Raw genomic sequence first — 14,420 nt, 5'->3', positions numbered from 1 at the left:
GAGCTTTGGGAAAGGTACTTCAATAAACTTAGACTTTTATCAAGGCAAAAGTGTGATTCGAGTATTTGAAATGTATCCTTTATTTGAATTCTAAAAATATCTATGCTATTTAACAACTTCCCTTAATCAAATAACATTTTAGAGCTAGATACTCGTAAAAGTTATATGTATTCTTCAATTTGCCGACAAACGTAAAATGATTTTTGAAATTGCGTAATTGTATATTCTGAAATATACTTAAAGAATCTTGAAATATTACGTTTAGCAATTTATTTTGATTTTCTCGTCTGTAAAAATTCAAGAAAATTTTTCCTATAGTCAGAGGGCGATTTACCATACTCTTCCTTGAAAATTTTTGAGAGATAACTTTTACTGGACAAACCGGACATATCTGCAATTTCAGACATGGAGTATTCTGTATTTAACACAAAGTCCTTGATTAAATCTAAACGAACTTTCTGTATGTATTTGTTGACCGTGGTCCCATATAAATTTTGAAATCCTTCTTGTAATTTATTCTGACTCAGACCTACATCACCGGCAATATCGGAAATATTGTTGAGTTCTGAAATATGTATTTTTATCAAATACGCTGCCATCTCGACTTGTTTTATTTCGGTTCTTCGAAGAATACTTCTTTTGGAAGAATCAAAAGAATCATCTTCATATTGCAGAATTTGCTCGGTTAACATCTGAAAGGCTTTCCCTTCCAAGAAAAGTTTTTTAATAAAATCCTTACCTTCAAACGATTGCATTTCCCTAAAAAGATCGGCTAATTTTAAACTATAATATCCTTCATGATAAAATAATTTTTCTGCTTTTATATCATTGAAAAGATTTTGCAAATCAATATTCATGGTAATCAATTCGCATTTTATCTTTTTCTGAAAAACATTGCGGGTGATTTCCAAACTATTGATAACAGTCTTCATGTGGGCTTGAAACGTTAAAATATGACCACTATGAAAATCACTTGAAACGATAGCTTCTTGATATTGGTCAATTTCATGTACTTCTTCCGAGCCTTCAAAACGATGTCTCAATTGACCCTCCAGACAATATAGAAATTTGACCGGATGAACTTCTTTCACGGTGAATTGCAACTCAACATCTTGGTTGAATAGGCAATCATATTGTAAAATTCCCATTCCTCCATCGAAATTCACTCCTTTAATATTACCTTTTCCAATTTCAGAAGGAATATTTAAAAAGTATTCGCCACAACTCACACTAAATGTGGTATTGAAGGCCTTGGAAATATCGGACATAACTTCCCCGATGGGGAGGGAATTAACTTCTATTGCTATCATGTTATATTTTGAAGTAACAACCAAAAATAACTATTTTAGAATAGGCCAAATCAAAATTCTCAATTCTGTCAAAAAAATCAATCGATACGAATATCTAATAATTAAAATATGGGCCAACGTAGAATTTTTTCGTCAACTTAAAATTAATTATCTCCAATTTAAATTTTACAACTGGGGCGAGCTGATCAAAAATTTAATTCTTGTCCAAAAAAGCCTCGCGGTAACATTGGCAGGCTCAATCAAATCTCCTAATAATAGGAGGTTTCTCTTAAATTGCTCGAATTCTTGGTCATTGGTGTTATTTTCATCTATCGGATAATAGGCCATTCCCCAATTGGAAAAATCCCTTTTTTGGATTTTTTCGGTGGAGAACATATAGATATTTTTATGCCTAGAATCTTTTCTTATTATTTCATAAAGTCTCCAGATAATATCTTCCTCCCCTTCCAATACCTGAACAAAACCACCCATATAATAAATGAGACACCCAGTTACAGCCAATTTCATATTGTTAGAACGTGCAGTTGCCAAAAGTCCATCCATTTCTTTGGCGCTTAATATTCTTTCTGCGACCGATTCATATGTCAGGGTAAATAACATAAATAAAGTTTGAAATACAAATTTCAGTTAATCGTTAAGCGAATGCTAACAAATTCAAATTTATTAGTAACAATAATAAAATATTCCCGTGTCAAGTAAAATGAAATAATAGTCGCTCAACAAAGCATTAATCGTTATTGTCTCTTGCAAATAAAAATTATTGGATGGATTATTTTGAGTATGAAATCTTGCTTAACTACATTAACTTATAATGAATCTTATGTATCTTCTATGCATCTCCAGACGTTTAATAATCGGGCATTGAATAAAATTTTCCATAATTATTAATATATCAGTCAAATCTATCGACTAATGATAAGTTTGTAATTCTACTTCGAGCTGATGAAAGTAGTCAGCCAAGTTTTATACGGAATTCTTTATAGTCAATCTTGTTTTTTATAATGTTAAAACACGGAAATACAATTTATATATTGTGTCAAAATAGATTAGACAATGCTTGGACGTAATATATTGCTTAAGATAAATGTTGAAGACTTTTGTAAAGCAATAGAATTTTATACAAAAAAATTGAATTTTATTTTGGTGGAGGATTTTATCCAAGCTGATACAGAAAATAGATGGGTCATAATCTCACCGCCAAATTCTGTACAGATTGGAATAGTTTTAGTCAAGAAAAAAAAGATATACCTAGAAAAACGGAATGATGCAGGTAATGGGCAAAATACTTGTTTATGTTTGGATACACTTGACTTTTGGGAAGATTATAATAGAATGTTATTAGCGGAAATTGAGTTTGTCAAATCACCACAATTTTGCGATTTTGGTATAGTAGCATCTTTCAGTGACTTGGATGGTAATTATTGGAATTTATTACAGAATAACAACAAAGATAGCACTATTAATTGCTGATTATTTTAGGCTAAAAAGCCTCATCGGATAAATCTAAAAAAAAATCGTTTTGATTTGCAACAGTTGAATTTTAAGCCAACTACTAGTTTGGTCTTATACTCGAAAAAGGGACTCGCCCAAACGTCTTTTAATCGAATTTGTTCTTTCTTCATATTGACCGTCATGATTAACGACATGGTGTCCTTACTTATCCTTTATTTGAACTTTGGTATTAAACTTCCTTCCTTAAATGTTTTATATAGTTATTCGAAAGCCCCTTTATTTGTTCAGCTGCAACTGGATTTGCAGAATTAGCTTTAAAATTTAGATTTCTTAAGTCTAGTCCAGATTTATAGACTAGCCATTTAGCTGCGGCTAATCCGTTTGGGGCAACTTGGCCATCTTCACCTAATTCAAGTTCATTGTCGAAATTTATATAACTTGGAAGTTCATTTTCTACTATGTATCCAACAAACTCATGATAAGTGCTAACAATATCGAACTCGCGTTCCGCTGTTTAATCATATACAATTTCAATAGTTCTTTCATCATCTAAGAATAACTTCTTTAATTTTTATAACTTTTATTTATACTCTTGAAATTACGACATGATGTCCTAACTAATTGTTTAATTGGATTTGTGAGTTAGCACGAAATATGAATGCCATTGCAAATCCTTAAAATTAAAAAGAGTTATTAAATTGAAAACAAGGTTTTACACAACGAACTCATTCAGCGTGGTCCTAAGCTGAACTACCATTTTTCTAAATGATAACTCTTTGGTCAAAAACTGGGATGCACCTAATCTATTTACCCTATCCCTATCATTTCCTGACCTAGAGGTCGAATAAACGATAACAGGGATCTTAGATAAGCTCGAATGTTTCCTTATCTCCGACAGGCATTCATAACCGTTCATTACCGGCATATTCAAATCTAAAAAAATTAGTTTCGGAATAATATCTTCAGAAACATCATTCAACATTTGTTCCATAAAATTTGCACCGTTCTCAAAAAGTCTTAAATCAGCACCGGGAAAAATTTGATTTATCGCTTCTACAAAGAATAGTCTATCATCTTCATCATCATCAATATATGCTAAGGGACTAATTGCTATAGATTTTTCCATTACTTATTCCAAAGGGGAAGTTTTCCTTCAGGTATCAAATGTATTAACGATCGGAAGGAGTAGATAACACTTTTGACATTTGTTCTAACGTTTTAGAAAATCGAGCAATAGGATTGCCGGTATAATCGACCAGTTTTCAGAACTGTAAAGATAACAGAGGGGCTTTTGACCTATCCTGGCTATTAGTGGTCGCTTATGAAACTAAAAATTACAGAGGCATTATCAAATGCCAAGAAATTTTTCCTGCAAAGAATGTTGGGCCCTTTGCCATGCCTATAATAATCCTAGCGATTTTATCGTTTTCAAGAATTTATATTTGACTCGAAACCTAATTATGAAACCACATCATCTGCCCCATAATCATTTTAGAGCGTGCCCATAATGATTTGCAACTATTAAATAAATGTTATAAACGATACTAGACATATAAATCTCTAAGAAAAAATAATCGATAACATCGTTTAATTAGACTTTACAAATTACGACACGGTGTCCTAACTCAATCTTTATTTGAACTTTAAGCCATGATACCGTGTTCAATTCTTCCTAAAGCATACATAACCTTCTGTACGCCTCTTGCACTCTTTAAAAGTGATTCAGGGGTTATCCCGCCCAAGGCTTTTGACTTTGTCTTTAACCACTTTTCAAAGTTAGTTTTATCCTCGAAAACTGATTCGCCGTATTCCTTTAATCGAATTTGTTCTTTCTTTAAGTTTTCCATTCTTTAATTTGATGGTTATGATTAACGACGTGGTGTCCTAACTTATCCTTTATTTGAACTTTAATGAACTGGACTAGGGCTTTTCATAGGAGCCGTTGTTATGCAAAGTTATCTAATAATCCCTTTTCTAGCCCAAGATGGCCTAATTGAAATTATGTATTGTTTTTCTTCATCAGTTGGATTCTTTGGTAAATCTACATGATGTGGTCGAATATATTTCTCAGTATACTTACCCATGGAAAGAGCTGCAAATCTTCCAGAAACTATTGCGCTATCACCAAATTGTCTGTTCATTCTAAGAAGCCCTGCATCCATTAGGCCACCTACAACAGGATCATCATATGGCATTTCAATTGATCTTTGGCCACAAATCATAAATTCGCGAAATATTGCTTTTTCATGATCGTCTAATTCAGAAATTCTTTTTCTAAGTTTTCCTTTTGCCTGGAAAAAATGCCACTCGAAATTTATCTTTTTTCCAATCCAGATAAAAACATTTAAAAGAGTTAATCCAGCAGAAATTGCAAACACTAATCCAATAATGGGCCCATATGTATTTTTAATTGAATCTAATTGAATTTTTTCTAATAACAATTCATTTGCAAAAAGTATGAAGCCTGTAACTAAGGCAAATAAGACGAAGAATTTTGCTGGTAATTTAGATAAGTCAAATAATCCCTTAAACAGGTCCATATTGCTGTATTAATTTTTCATAACGGTTTTGTATATGAAAAGTGCGATTATTGAATGCACAAATCTTTCAGCCGTGATTGTTTTTTAAAAATAGGGGAGAACTCAAAGATAGCCAAATCTTGAGCATTTTTTATATACGTCTTAAGTTTGATTCTCAGTAAATTGTTGCTATAACTAGAAAGAACAAAAGAGAGAATTAAGGTTAGTATACACGGTGAAGCTTTAGACTTCGACAACATTGATAATCCTCTCTCTTTTACTACTTAAATCACGTTCAGTTCTGTGAGACCTTAGATCTCGTTTTCAAGTTGTTGTGAGCAGAAGTAGCCGGTCCTTTCATAAATCATTTCTTATGAATAAATATAAAGAAACTTTTGGAGTTGACATCAGTAAAGATGTTTTTGATGTACATGGTAGTAACAAAGGTCACGACCAGTATAAGAACGATGAAATTGGATTTAAGAAATTCCTTAAGGAATTACCCAAAAGTTCATTGGTCGTTATGGAAGCTACCGGATATTATCATTACAGACTTGCACAGTTTCTTTACAAGAATGGAGTAGTAGTTTCAGTAGTAAACCCATTATCGATAAAGCGATTCATTCAAATGAAACTTGCAAAGGTAAAAACGGACAAGAGCGATGCCAAGGCTATATGTGAATACGCCCTGATCAACGAGGTTCCTGTTTACAATGCCTTGACGGATACCTAGAGCGAATGTTTACAGTTGTTCCGGTTATTGGATACCTATTTAAAACAACGTACGGCAACCAAGAACAAGATACATGGGGAAGCTGTTTTAGGTATACCCTCAAAGTTTGTTTATCGTTCCTTGATACGTAACAAGAAACAGCTCAATAAAGAGGTAGTCGCTATCGAATCAAAGATTCTATCATTGGTGAAAGAGGATCAACAGGAGCAATTGACTTTATTGATGTCAATACCTGGTATAGGTCAAAAGACTGCATTGTTCCTAATAGTGGTCACCGATGGTTTTAACAAGTTCGAAACGGCATCACAGCTTTGTAGTTATGTAGGTATAACCCCAACGATACGTGAGTCGGGGAGCAGTGTAAGAGGTCGAGCGCGAATAAGTAAGGTCGGCAATAGAAAGCTTCGTAATCTATTGTTTCTATGTTCTTTCAATGCCTGTAAACATAACAAGGCATGCAGAGAGGTATATGAGCGAATCGTGAACAAGGGGAAGAGCAAGAAATTGGCATTGATAGCAGTTGCCAACAAACTACTGAAACAGTCCTTTGCTATCGCAAAATCTGGCAGACCATATGATGAAACCTACGTTTCTGTATTGCCTAGATAAATAGCGGATTAATTGAATAAAAAAAGCTCAAGAATCTGATTTTAGAATCCATGAGCCTAGAATAATATTGTCTCAGATTAAAGAAGAATTTGTTTGTTTTTTACCTCAGTTCTTTGTTATGTGCATACTGGATTCAATAGTAATGCTTTTCTGAAAATCGTCCATGCCATAGTAATAAATATCCATTCCACAGTCCTTTGTTTCACCCCAAATTTGCACTGTAACAAAAAAACAAGAAAAATGAAAACTACAATTCCATTAAAATTAGTACTCCTAGTTTTTTTACTAGGATTTACAACTCAATCATTTTCAAAAACTAAAAACACAAACATTATGAACAGTACAAAAAATGAAACAATCGGATTATTAGTAATTATGAAAGCAAAACCAGGAAAAGAGCAAGACGTTAAAAACTTTTTGCTTGGTGGATTAGCACTAGTCAATCAAGAACCTCAAACAGTATCTTGGTTTGCCTTTCAGATAGACAGTAAAACTTTTGGTATCTATGATACCTTTGAAGTAGAAGAAGGTAGGCAAGCTCATTTAACAGGCGAAGTTGCAAAGGCATTATTAGCAAATGCAGGTGATTTATTAGAGAACTTTGATCCTAGCACAGATATTCAAGCAATAGATGTATTAGCATCTAATCATAAATCCGGATTGCAAAACAAGGGCTTACTTGTTATTATGAAATCTAAAGAAGCAAAGGCTAAAGATGTAGAAAACTTCCTTAATGTCGGCAAGCAATTAGTTGGTGATGAACCAAAAACTTTATCTTGGTATGCTATAAAAATAGATGCTACTACATATGCAATCTTTGATACTTTTGCAGATGATTCTGGTAGAGATGCACATTTAACAGGAAAAGTTGCAGCTGCACTTATGGAAAATGCGCCTGTTCTTTTAGATGGTTTTGAAGCATCAGCAATTCAAAAAATAGATATTATAGCTTCCAAATAATTTATATCTTTAGAAAAGAGTGTAAAGCACTCCTTTCTTTTTATATGTAATATTAAATAAAGAAATATATTCTTATGGCTCAAATTATTATAGATAAACAAAATGGTGAATTAGCCTTTAGACTAGAAAGGTTTGAAAATCTTAATCAATTTGATCATTTACAAAGAAAACATTATTATTCTATTATTTTACTTAACGCAAGCAACTATAAGTTAAGTGTAGACCTTTCTAATTATGAACTGCAAGGTTATCAAATGATTTGCTTGTCGCCTTATCAACCATTTATGCTTTCTTCTGAAGAACCTTGTCAAGGCTGGTTATTAAATTTTCACCCTGACTTTTTTTGTACATATCGTCATCAAAATGAAATTGAAACAGAAGGCGTTCTTTTTAATAACTTTTATGGATTACCACATTTTCAAATTTCTGAAGAAGGGCTGTTTTTTAATCTCATAGACCAAATTTCTAAAGAGATGGATAGAGATTCTATTGCTCAACATGAAGTTCTTGTGGCTTTTTTAAAGGTATTTTTGATAGAAGCAGTAAGACAGAAAAAACAATTCGATAAAGAGATAGTTCCAAAATTTTCTGATGGTCAATCAGAAATCCTACAAAATTTAGTAGATTCTATTGAGAAAAATTATTGTGAATTACATTCTCCGAAAGATTATGCAGATGTTTTGTGTGTTAGTACAAAAACATTGGCAGGGATTGTAAAAAAGTATTTAAAGCAAACACCTAGCGATTTAATTTCTAATAGAATTGTTATAGCGGCTAAACGAGAACTATATTTAACATCAAAACCTTTGAAACAGATTGCAGCTGGACTTGGCTATTATGATGAATTTTATTTTAGTCGATTTTTTAAGAGAAAAGTAGGTGTTTCTCCAGATAATTACAGAAGGACAGTAGGTTTCGCCAAACTAGAAAGGCTATAATTATCATGTGGTCTTAAGTTGCACATAACGGTTAGTATATGAAAAGTAGGCAATTTCGAAGCACTGAACTTTCGGCTAAGCACAAAGTTTGATACGAGCCAAAACCTTTGATTTTACTACTATTTCGCCTATTTTTTATATACATTGTTAGCTGCAGTTTTTCTAGTCAAACTCCCACCTTACAAATGGACCAAAATTGCTATTAAAAACTTTGTTCGGTCCAGCCCAGTCCAAATTTGCACCTAGTCCGAATATAAATTGTTTTCTTTGCATTCCTGCTCTTAAATAAATATAACTAATGTTATGTTCATTGTAGTTAATACTAAAATTATGAATGAATTGTAGCCTACTATAAAATTTCCAATCATTGTTAATTGTTGGGTGGTACTCATATAAACCAAATAATTTGGCATCAAACGCATCATTAAGAAAAAAGGATAAATTGGTTACGGCTAAAAATTTCTTATTAGCAAAACTATGTTTAGGACCTATTATTGGAGAAAATCCCGCGAATGAATTAAAATCCAGTCCAGCCATTACTCCGAAACCTTTTTTAAAATTATATCCAACCTGAGAAATAATTATCGCTCTATTTTCTTCTACATCATTCTTATAATTGGCAGTATAAGTTGCTAGACCAAAAAAATCAAAATTACTGGTTGGGCTGAAAAACTTTTTTATAACAAGCTGTGAATATACTTCCTTATTGCCTGTCATTACCTCAACAGGAACCGGTGGTTCAGGGTTTTGACCAAAAATTTTTAAAATGCTAAATGAAAGAATAATTAAATAGGCAATGTAAATTTTATATGATTTCATATTTAAGATTATAGTTCGGGGCTAAATTATGAACCTTAATAAGAAGAAAAATTGCTCTAGAGCAACAATTAAAGTTTCGCTTTCAAACGGCTTAATGTGTAAGGAGTGATTCCCAAGTATGAAGCAATCATTTTATTAGATAATCTGGACAAAATCATAGGTTGATAATTCATCAGCCATTTTAGTCTTTGTAGTGTTTCTTCTCCTTGAAAGTTATAAATCCTTTTCACTGAGGTTACATAAGCCATCTCTAAGATATCTAGATAAATCAAGTTTATGGAAGGCTCTGTTTTAACCAACTCATAAAAATCCGACTTATTTATATATAGTATTTCAGACTGTTCGATTGATTGTATATTTTCTTTGGATGGTTCGTTTGTTATTAAGCTTGTAAGGTCAGTTCCAAATTTACCTTCAAAAGCGAAGTATCTAGTTAATTCTTTGCCTTCTTCATTAAGATGAAAAAATCTCAAGCATCCTTTATTTACAAAATACACTTTTGAACAAATTTCTCCTTCTCTTGATACCGTTTCGTATTTCTGTAAATTTTTAACTATAAAGTAATGAGAAAACCGGTTAAACTCTTCCTGATCGATATTCGCCTTTTGCTTTATGTATTCAAATAAGATAGGGTATTTCATTTGTAAGCAAATTCATATTTTAAAATTGCAGCTAACGGTCTTGGCTATGGTTTCGTTGCGGAATGGTTCGACAGAACTATTCCGCCGTAAACCAAAGTTAGCAAACACGCAGGAATTTCCGAGAGGAAATTCCGCCGCAATGAACTATAGCCGTTGTTGTAAACAGTTATTTTTTTATTCGTTTTAATTCAGTTAATCGGTTTTTATACATTTCAAATATCACATCAGGATTCCATTCTTCGTCTTCCGTTTTTCCGTGTCCAAGTGACATTAGCGCAATCAACTTTCCATTTTCCGCATAGAATTCGCAATTCCAACTCATTTGCGTGAAATGGTTTTTCGGCATATAATTTTCCGTTTCTTTTGCGTAAATCAAGTCGCCATTTTTCTCAAAATAGATTTCTTGATAATATGTATCTTTTTTATGCGAATCAATCCTAATAATTCGGTTTCCGTTTTTCAGTTCGCAAATATTCCAAAATTCCGTTTTGTCATTAAAGTCTGAAACAGCATCAATTCCATTTGTGCAATTCGATGAGTTTTTGTCAAATTCTGCGTTGATTTCAGAACGTATTTTTTCTTCTTTCTCACGTTGACTTTGAGCATTACAACTCAAAATTCCGAATGTCAATATTAAAGTCAGAAGTGCGTTTTTCATAATTGTTTACAACGTCTCGGCTAAGCGTAGTGCGGAAGCAAGGAAACTTTTCGTTTCCGTCTGCGCACGAAGCTAAAGCTTTTGGTTTAGTTTTATTTTTTCTTGTCCAAAGCTAAATCCATAAGATTTAGCGACCTTATAAATATACACAGACCTTTCGGTTTTGCATTAAAGTCCGCATTACGTTTAGGTATTGTTACCAAACGTTTTTTTTCGCGTGGAGATTTTATACTCCAGTTTTACTTTCTAATACCAACTTAATTTTCGCAAACTTGCTAAGAAGTCAATTAGCTTAACAGTCCCATTTGAGTGGTGTCCGTCTGTATTCATTTTTGAAGTTTCATTCAATATTACCGCTCTCCCTTTTTTCCCTCTTTTCTTTAAAATGTAGTTTTAAGCCGTAAATGGCAAATATTCCACCAATTATCGAAAAGAATACATCCACCTCAAAATGTTCGTCCAGATAGTCCACAAATCTATTCATTCGCATTAATAGTATTCCGATTATTATGAAAACCTTAGATGATAAGGTCTTCCAATCGAAATTCCAATCTTTGGAAATAGATAAGATTTTGTTGTCCATTTTATAGTGTAGGAAAGCACCATAAATTAAAGCAAATCCACCAGTCAAGAACGAGACCCAAGATGGAATTAATTTTCCTGTATTATCTCCAAAACCTAATAGGATTACAAATAAACCAAAGTAAATAAGCTGGGATGAAGTTTTCATTGGTTGATGGTTGGAGTTATTAGACGTAATCTCCAAACGTTCAATGAATTTCAATATTGTTTAAATGTTTGGTAACGTCTAATGTATGATCTGTACGGGTTAGAAATCCGCAGGATTTCCCGCCGTACGATAAGAATCTAAATATACGTAGATTTTCCGACGGAAAATCGGACAGTATAGATTATACATATTGTTAGCAAACGTGTTGCAGCGCAAACCTTTGCCTGGTCGCAGAACACTGATTTTTTCCCCAAACCCTTTTAAAATGGTTTCTTTTTTTAAGTCCGTCGAACCTAAATAGTAACCGATTTAAGTTTTTCGTTTTCGAACAGAAAATAGCAAATAAGTAGCAAGTCCGTTCGCGCAACAGTTGCGTCTGAGTAAAGTCCGCCCGAGCGAGAACTTTGGCAAGGTTATTTTTAATTAAATATCTGAAGTTTGAGAAAGTAACAAGCCCAAAGAAACCATTTTAAAAATGCTGGTTTACCCGAACCAAACTCTTCTTTTTAAATATTCAGGCTAATTGCTGAACGATTTAATTTTTATGGCAATATGTTTGCTAACGGTCTTGTATATGAAAAGTAGCAGATTTGTATGTGCCATTTTTCAGTTGAAAACAAAGATAGCAGAAAAGAACCAAACTTTTAGTTTAGCTCTTAACTGCTATTTTTTATATACGTTGTTACCCACTGGCTTTATTCCGTTCTGCTTTTCAATTCCGATATTTTCTTAAATGTTCGGATTGAGCGTTGGCAAGACATACTCTTTTGCAATTTTTGATGGCGTGGTGGCTTTGAGCGAATTGCAAATGTGTATGGCTTTTAGTAGGGATTAACTCGCACAACAACTCAATTTAGAAACATCTTTTCCAAACGTAATTGCTGCTAATTTGATTCCTTCTCCAAGTGTCAAGTATGGATAAAAACTTTCAGCCAAATCTTTTACTGTTATACCAAACTTTATAGCCATACTTAATTGTTGGATGAGTTCACCTCCTTCTGGTGCTATTACTCTTGCACCTATTAATTTATCCGTTTCCGTATTGCGAATTAGCTTTATAAATCCTCTGGTATCTTGAGCTGCTAAAGCTCTTGGAACGTGAATTAAATCTAATTTAGATACTTCAAAAGGGATGCCTGATTTTTCGGCTTCTACTTCGTCCATACCTGCTCCTGCAATTTGTGGATCTGTAAATACTACCCAAGGTAACGATGTATAATCCACACTGTTTTTTGATAATGAAAAGGCGTTATTTACTGCTGTACTTCCTTCTTTTGCTGCTGTATAAACAAAAGGTGGTGTGTTTGTTACGTCACCTGCTGCATAAATATTGGAAATATTAGTTTCCATTTTTTCGTTAACTAAAATATGTCCTTTTTCTGTCAGGTTTAAGTCAATATTTTCAAGACTTAATTTAGATGTATTTGGTTTTGTTCCTGTAGCTACAATAATATGGCCTTCTTCAATTATTTGAGTGGTAGAGCCATCAGGACATTTGCAATGAATAATAGTGTTGTCGCCATCTTTTTCAAATTTAATGGCTCTGAAATTTGGAAGGATTTCAATCCCTTCACTTATCATTTGTGCTTCTAAAACATCTGTAATATCGTTGGTTTGACTACGTAATGGTCTATCTGTAAATTCTATGATACGAACTTTTACTCCCAAGCGGTTATATGCCATTGCAATTTCCAATCCAATATATCCAGCTCCCATTATGGTCAAGCTTTTTGGTTTTTCCTCTAAATCGAATAAAGATACATTTGTTAAGTAGCCTACTTTATTTAGTCCTTCAATGTTTGGAATGTTTGTTGTTGCTCCTGTTGCTATAATGATGTTAGTTGCGGTGTATGTGTCTTTTCCATCTACAAGAATGGTTTTATTATCTACAAATTCTGCCCAACCTTTAAGCATTGTTAAGTTTTTGAAATCACTTACCACATCCATATATTTATGTTGTTGTAATGTGGCAACTATTGCTTTCTTGTCTTTTATAATTTGAGTAAAATCAATTTCAACACCTTTTGGTTTAATTCCTTTAAAATTAGAATGTGTAGCGTGATATGCTGTTTCGGCAGCTCTAATCAAATTTTTAGAAGGAACACAGCCAACATTGACACAAGTGCCACCAAAATCTAATCCATCATTTACCATTAATGTTGTTAAGCCAATGCTTTCCGCTTTTATGGCTGCTGAAAATGCTGCTGAACCACCACCAATAACAATTAAATCGAATTTATTCTTTCCATCATAATCTTTGGCATTTGTAACACAGCAATCTTCCTTTTCGATATCCTCAATAACTGAATAATTACCGACATTGTTTACTGCATTAATAACATCTTGATTGCTTAACTTATTGGTGTCATATACAAATTTCCCTTTTCCTGTTTCGTGATTTACAGTACTATTTACGATTCCGTCTTTAACGTTTAAATCTTTTTCGATATGTGATGAACACCCAGAACAAGTCATTCCGTTGATGTTTAAATTTATTGTTTTATTACTCATTTTTTTCTTTATTAATTACTTTATATCCTGTTGAGTTTATTGCTTTTTCTATATCCTCTTTAGTCGTTTTTGTATTATCAAACTCCACTTCTGCGTTTGCCTTTTCATAGGAAGCATTGATATTTACAATACCTTCTAACTCATTAACTGCGTGTTTAACGTGTTCTTCACAAGAGGCACAAGTCATCCCTTTAACATCAAAATTTAATGTTTGAATATTGGATTGATTGACTATAACCACTTCTTTCTTATTATCAGGATAAAAAATATGAGCATAATAAGGGAAAGCAATTGAAACAGTTGCAAACAAAGTAATACCAACTAAAAATCCTTTTGTTTGAAACCATTTTGGTTTTGCATCAACTTCACAACCACAATCATCAGCGTTTTTTGGTTTTAAATAATTATACCAAGCATATCCAATTGCTACAATAGCCAAACCAATTAAATAGGGTCTAAAAGGTTCCATCCAAGATAGGGCAGACGCACTTCCTCCAACGCCAGCTATTAATGCTATAACAGGTGGTATGCAACAAGATG

Annotated in this window: 14 protein-coding genes and 2 pseudogenes; 4 read left to right on the top strand and 12 right to left on the bottom strand. The window is 33.0% G+C overall.

What is annotated here, in order from left to right; genetic code table 11:
* Positions 1-269: 269 nt before the first annotated feature.
* Together AACZ88_RS20535 and AACZ88_RS20530 are read right to left on the bottom strand one after the other, a co-directional pair.
* A complete protein-coding gene (locus AACZ88_RS20535; RefSeq protein WP_339714618.1) occupies positions 270-1,310 on the bottom strand; it encodes a helix-turn-helix transcriptional regulator in 1,041 nt (346 codons plus the stop codon).
* 165 nt (positions 1,311-1,475) lie between these two features.
* Positions 1,476-1,910: a BLUF domain-containing protein gene (locus tag AACZ88_RS20530; RefSeq protein WP_339714616.1), complete on the bottom strand. Its 435-nt coding sequence runs from the start codon at positions 1,908-1,910 to the stop codon at positions 1,476-1,478.
* Positions 1,911-2,363: 453 nt separating this feature from the next.
* Between AACZ88_RS20530 and AACZ88_RS20525 the strand changes: the two genes are divergently transcribed.
* On the top strand, positions 2,364-2,780 hold the full coding sequence (locus tag AACZ88_RS20525; RefSeq protein WP_339714614.1) for a VOC family protein: 417 nt from the start codon (positions 2,364-2,366) through the stop codon (positions 2,778-2,780).
* 211 nt (positions 2,781-2,991) lie between these two features.
* On the opposite strand, the pseudogene AACZ88_RS20520 reads toward AACZ88_RS20525, so the two are convergent.
* The 4 genes and pseudogenes from AACZ88_RS20520 to AACZ88_RS20505 all read right to left on the bottom strand — a co-directional run.
* Positions 2,992-3,258, bottom strand: a pseudogene (locus AACZ88_RS20520) (cyclic-phosphate processing receiver domain-containing protein); the annotation flags it as partial.
* 216 nt (positions 3,259-3,474) lie between these two features.
* Positions 3,475-3,888, bottom strand: coding sequence for a response regulator (locus AACZ88_RS20515; protein ID WP_339714612.1), 414 nt, complete (start codon positions 3,886-3,888; stop codon positions 3,475-3,477).
* Between the two features lie 517 nt (positions 3,889-4,405).
* Entirely contained in the window at positions 4,406-4,609 is a 204-nt protein-coding gene (locus AACZ88_RS20510; protein WP_339714609.1) for an MbcA/ParS/Xre antitoxin family protein, read from the bottom strand.
* A 108-nt stretch (positions 4,610-4,717) separates the two neighbouring features.
* Complete coding sequence (locus AACZ88_RS20505) at positions 4,718-5,302, bottom strand: super-infection exclusion protein B (protein ID WP_027066624.1); 585 nt, start codon at positions 5,300-5,302, stop codon at positions 4,718-4,720.
* 352 nt (positions 5,303-5,654) lie between these two features.
* Here AACZ88_RS20505 and AACZ88_RS20500 point away from each other — a divergent pair.
* The 3 genes and pseudogenes from AACZ88_RS20500 to AACZ88_RS20490 all read left to right on the top strand — a co-directional run bounded on the left by AACZ88_RS20500 (position 5,655) and on the right by AACZ88_RS20490 (position 8,521).
* Positions 5,655-6,623, top strand: a pseudogene (locus AACZ88_RS20500) (transposase).
* A gap of 240 nt (positions 6,624-6,863) precedes the next feature.
* A complete protein-coding gene (locus AACZ88_RS20495; protein WP_339714602.1) occupies positions 6,864-7,583 on the top strand; it encodes a hypothetical protein in 720 nt (239 codons plus the stop codon).
* 74 nt (positions 7,584-7,657) lie between these two features.
* A complete protein-coding gene (locus AACZ88_RS20490; RefSeq protein WP_339714600.1) occupies positions 7,658-8,521 on the top strand; it encodes a helix-turn-helix domain-containing protein in 864 nt (287 codons plus the stop codon).
* Between the two features lie 162 nt (positions 8,522-8,683).
* On the opposite strand, the gene AACZ88_RS20485 is transcribed toward AACZ88_RS20490, so the two are convergent.
* From AACZ88_RS20485 to merTP, 6 genes are all read right to left on the bottom strand, one after another.
* The gene (locus AACZ88_RS20485; protein ID WP_339714597.1) at positions 8,684-9,340 is read right to left on the bottom strand and encodes a hypothetical protein; all 657 of its coding nucleotides are present in this window, start codon (positions 9,338-9,340) and stop codon (positions 8,684-8,686) included.
* Positions 9,341-9,408: 68 nt separating this feature from the next.
* A complete protein-coding gene (locus AACZ88_RS20480; protein WP_339714594.1) occupies positions 9,409-9,981 on the bottom strand; it encodes a Crp/Fnr family transcriptional regulator in 573 nt (190 codons plus the stop codon).
* Positions 9,982-10,147: 166 nt separating this feature from the next.
* Positions 10,148-10,639: a hypothetical protein gene (locus AACZ88_RS20475; RefSeq protein WP_339714592.1), complete on the bottom strand. Its 492-nt coding sequence runs from the start codon at positions 10,637-10,639 to the stop codon at positions 10,148-10,150.
* 340 nt (positions 10,640-10,979) lie between these two features.
* On the bottom strand, positions 10,980-11,369 hold the full coding sequence (locus AACZ88_RS20470) for a hypothetical protein (RefSeq protein ID WP_339714589.1): 390 nt from the start codon (positions 11,367-11,369) through the stop codon (positions 10,980-10,982).
* 831 nt (positions 11,370-12,200) lie between these two features.
* Positions 12,201-13,880 (bottom strand): mercury(II) reductase, encoded by a 1,680-nt coding sequence (gene merA / locus AACZ88_RS20465; protein ID WP_258543739.1) that lies wholly within the window; start codon positions 13,878-13,880, stop codon positions 12,201-12,203.
* Positions 13,873-14,420 (bottom strand): mercuric transport protein MerTP (gene merTP, locus AACZ88_RS20460; RefSeq protein ID WP_339714585.1); only part of this gene is annotated, 548 nt, incomplete at its 5' end. The genes merTP and merA, both read right to left, overlap by 8 nt.

Origin of the sequence: uncultured Kriegella sp. (genome assembly GCF_963975415.1) — a bacterium.
In the GTDB taxonomy this organism is placed as follows: domain Bacteria; phylum Bacteroidota; class Bacteroidia; order Flavobacteriales; family Flavobacteriaceae; genus Kriegella.
The sequence above is the reverse complement of the archived record's forward strand: the minus strand, read 5'-3'. Positions and strand labels throughout refer to the sequence as shown.

Excerpts from the sequence above, each read along its gene's own strand:
- AACZ88_RS20535 (WP_339714618.1), bottom strand. The coding sequence starts at position 1,310 with ATGATAGCAATAGAAGTTAATTCCCTCCCCATCGGGGAAGTTATGTCC.
- AACZ88_RS20530 (WP_339714616.1), bottom strand. The coding sequence starts at position 1,910 with ATGTTATTTACCCTGACATATGAATCGGTCGCAGAAAGAATATTAAGC.
- AACZ88_RS20525 (WP_339714614.1), top strand. The coding sequence starts at position 2,364 with ATGCTTGGACGTAATATATTGCTTAAGATAAATGTTGAAGACTTTTGT.
- AACZ88_RS20515 (WP_339714612.1), bottom strand. The coding sequence starts at position 3,888 with ATGGAAAAATCTATAGCAATTAGTCCCTTAGCATATATTGATGATGAT.
- AACZ88_RS20510 (WP_339714609.1), bottom strand. The coding sequence starts at position 4,609 with ATGGAAAACTTAAAGAAAGAACAAATTCGATTAAAGGAATACGGCGAA.
- AACZ88_RS20505 (WP_027066624.1), bottom strand. The coding sequence starts at position 5,302 with ATGGACCTGTTTAAGGGATTATTTGACTTATCTAAATTACCAGCAAAA.
- AACZ88_RS20495 (WP_339714602.1), top strand. The coding sequence starts at position 6,864 with ATGAAAACTACAATTCCATTAAAATTAGTACTCCTAGTTTTTTTACTA.
- AACZ88_RS20490 (WP_339714600.1), top strand. The coding sequence starts at position 7,658 with ATGGCTCAAATTATTATAGATAAACAAAATGGTGAATTAGCCTTTAGA.
- AACZ88_RS20485 (WP_339714597.1), bottom strand. The coding sequence starts at position 9,340 with ATGAAATCATATAAAATTTACATTGCCTATTTAATTATTCTTTCATTT.
- AACZ88_RS20480 (WP_339714594.1), bottom strand. The coding sequence starts at position 9,981 with ATGAAATACCCTATCTTATTTGAATACATAAAGCAAAAGGCGAATATC.
- AACZ88_RS20475 (WP_339714592.1), bottom strand. The coding sequence starts at position 10,639 with ATGAAAAACGCACTTCTGACTTTAATATTGACATTCGGAATTTTGAGT.
- AACZ88_RS20470 (WP_339714589.1), bottom strand. The coding sequence starts at position 11,369 with ATGAAAACTTCATCCCAGCTTATTTACTTTGGTTTATTTGTAATCCTA.
- merA (WP_258543739.1), bottom strand. The coding sequence starts at position 13,880 with ATGAGTAATAAAACAATAAATTTAAACATCAACGGAATGACTTGTTCT.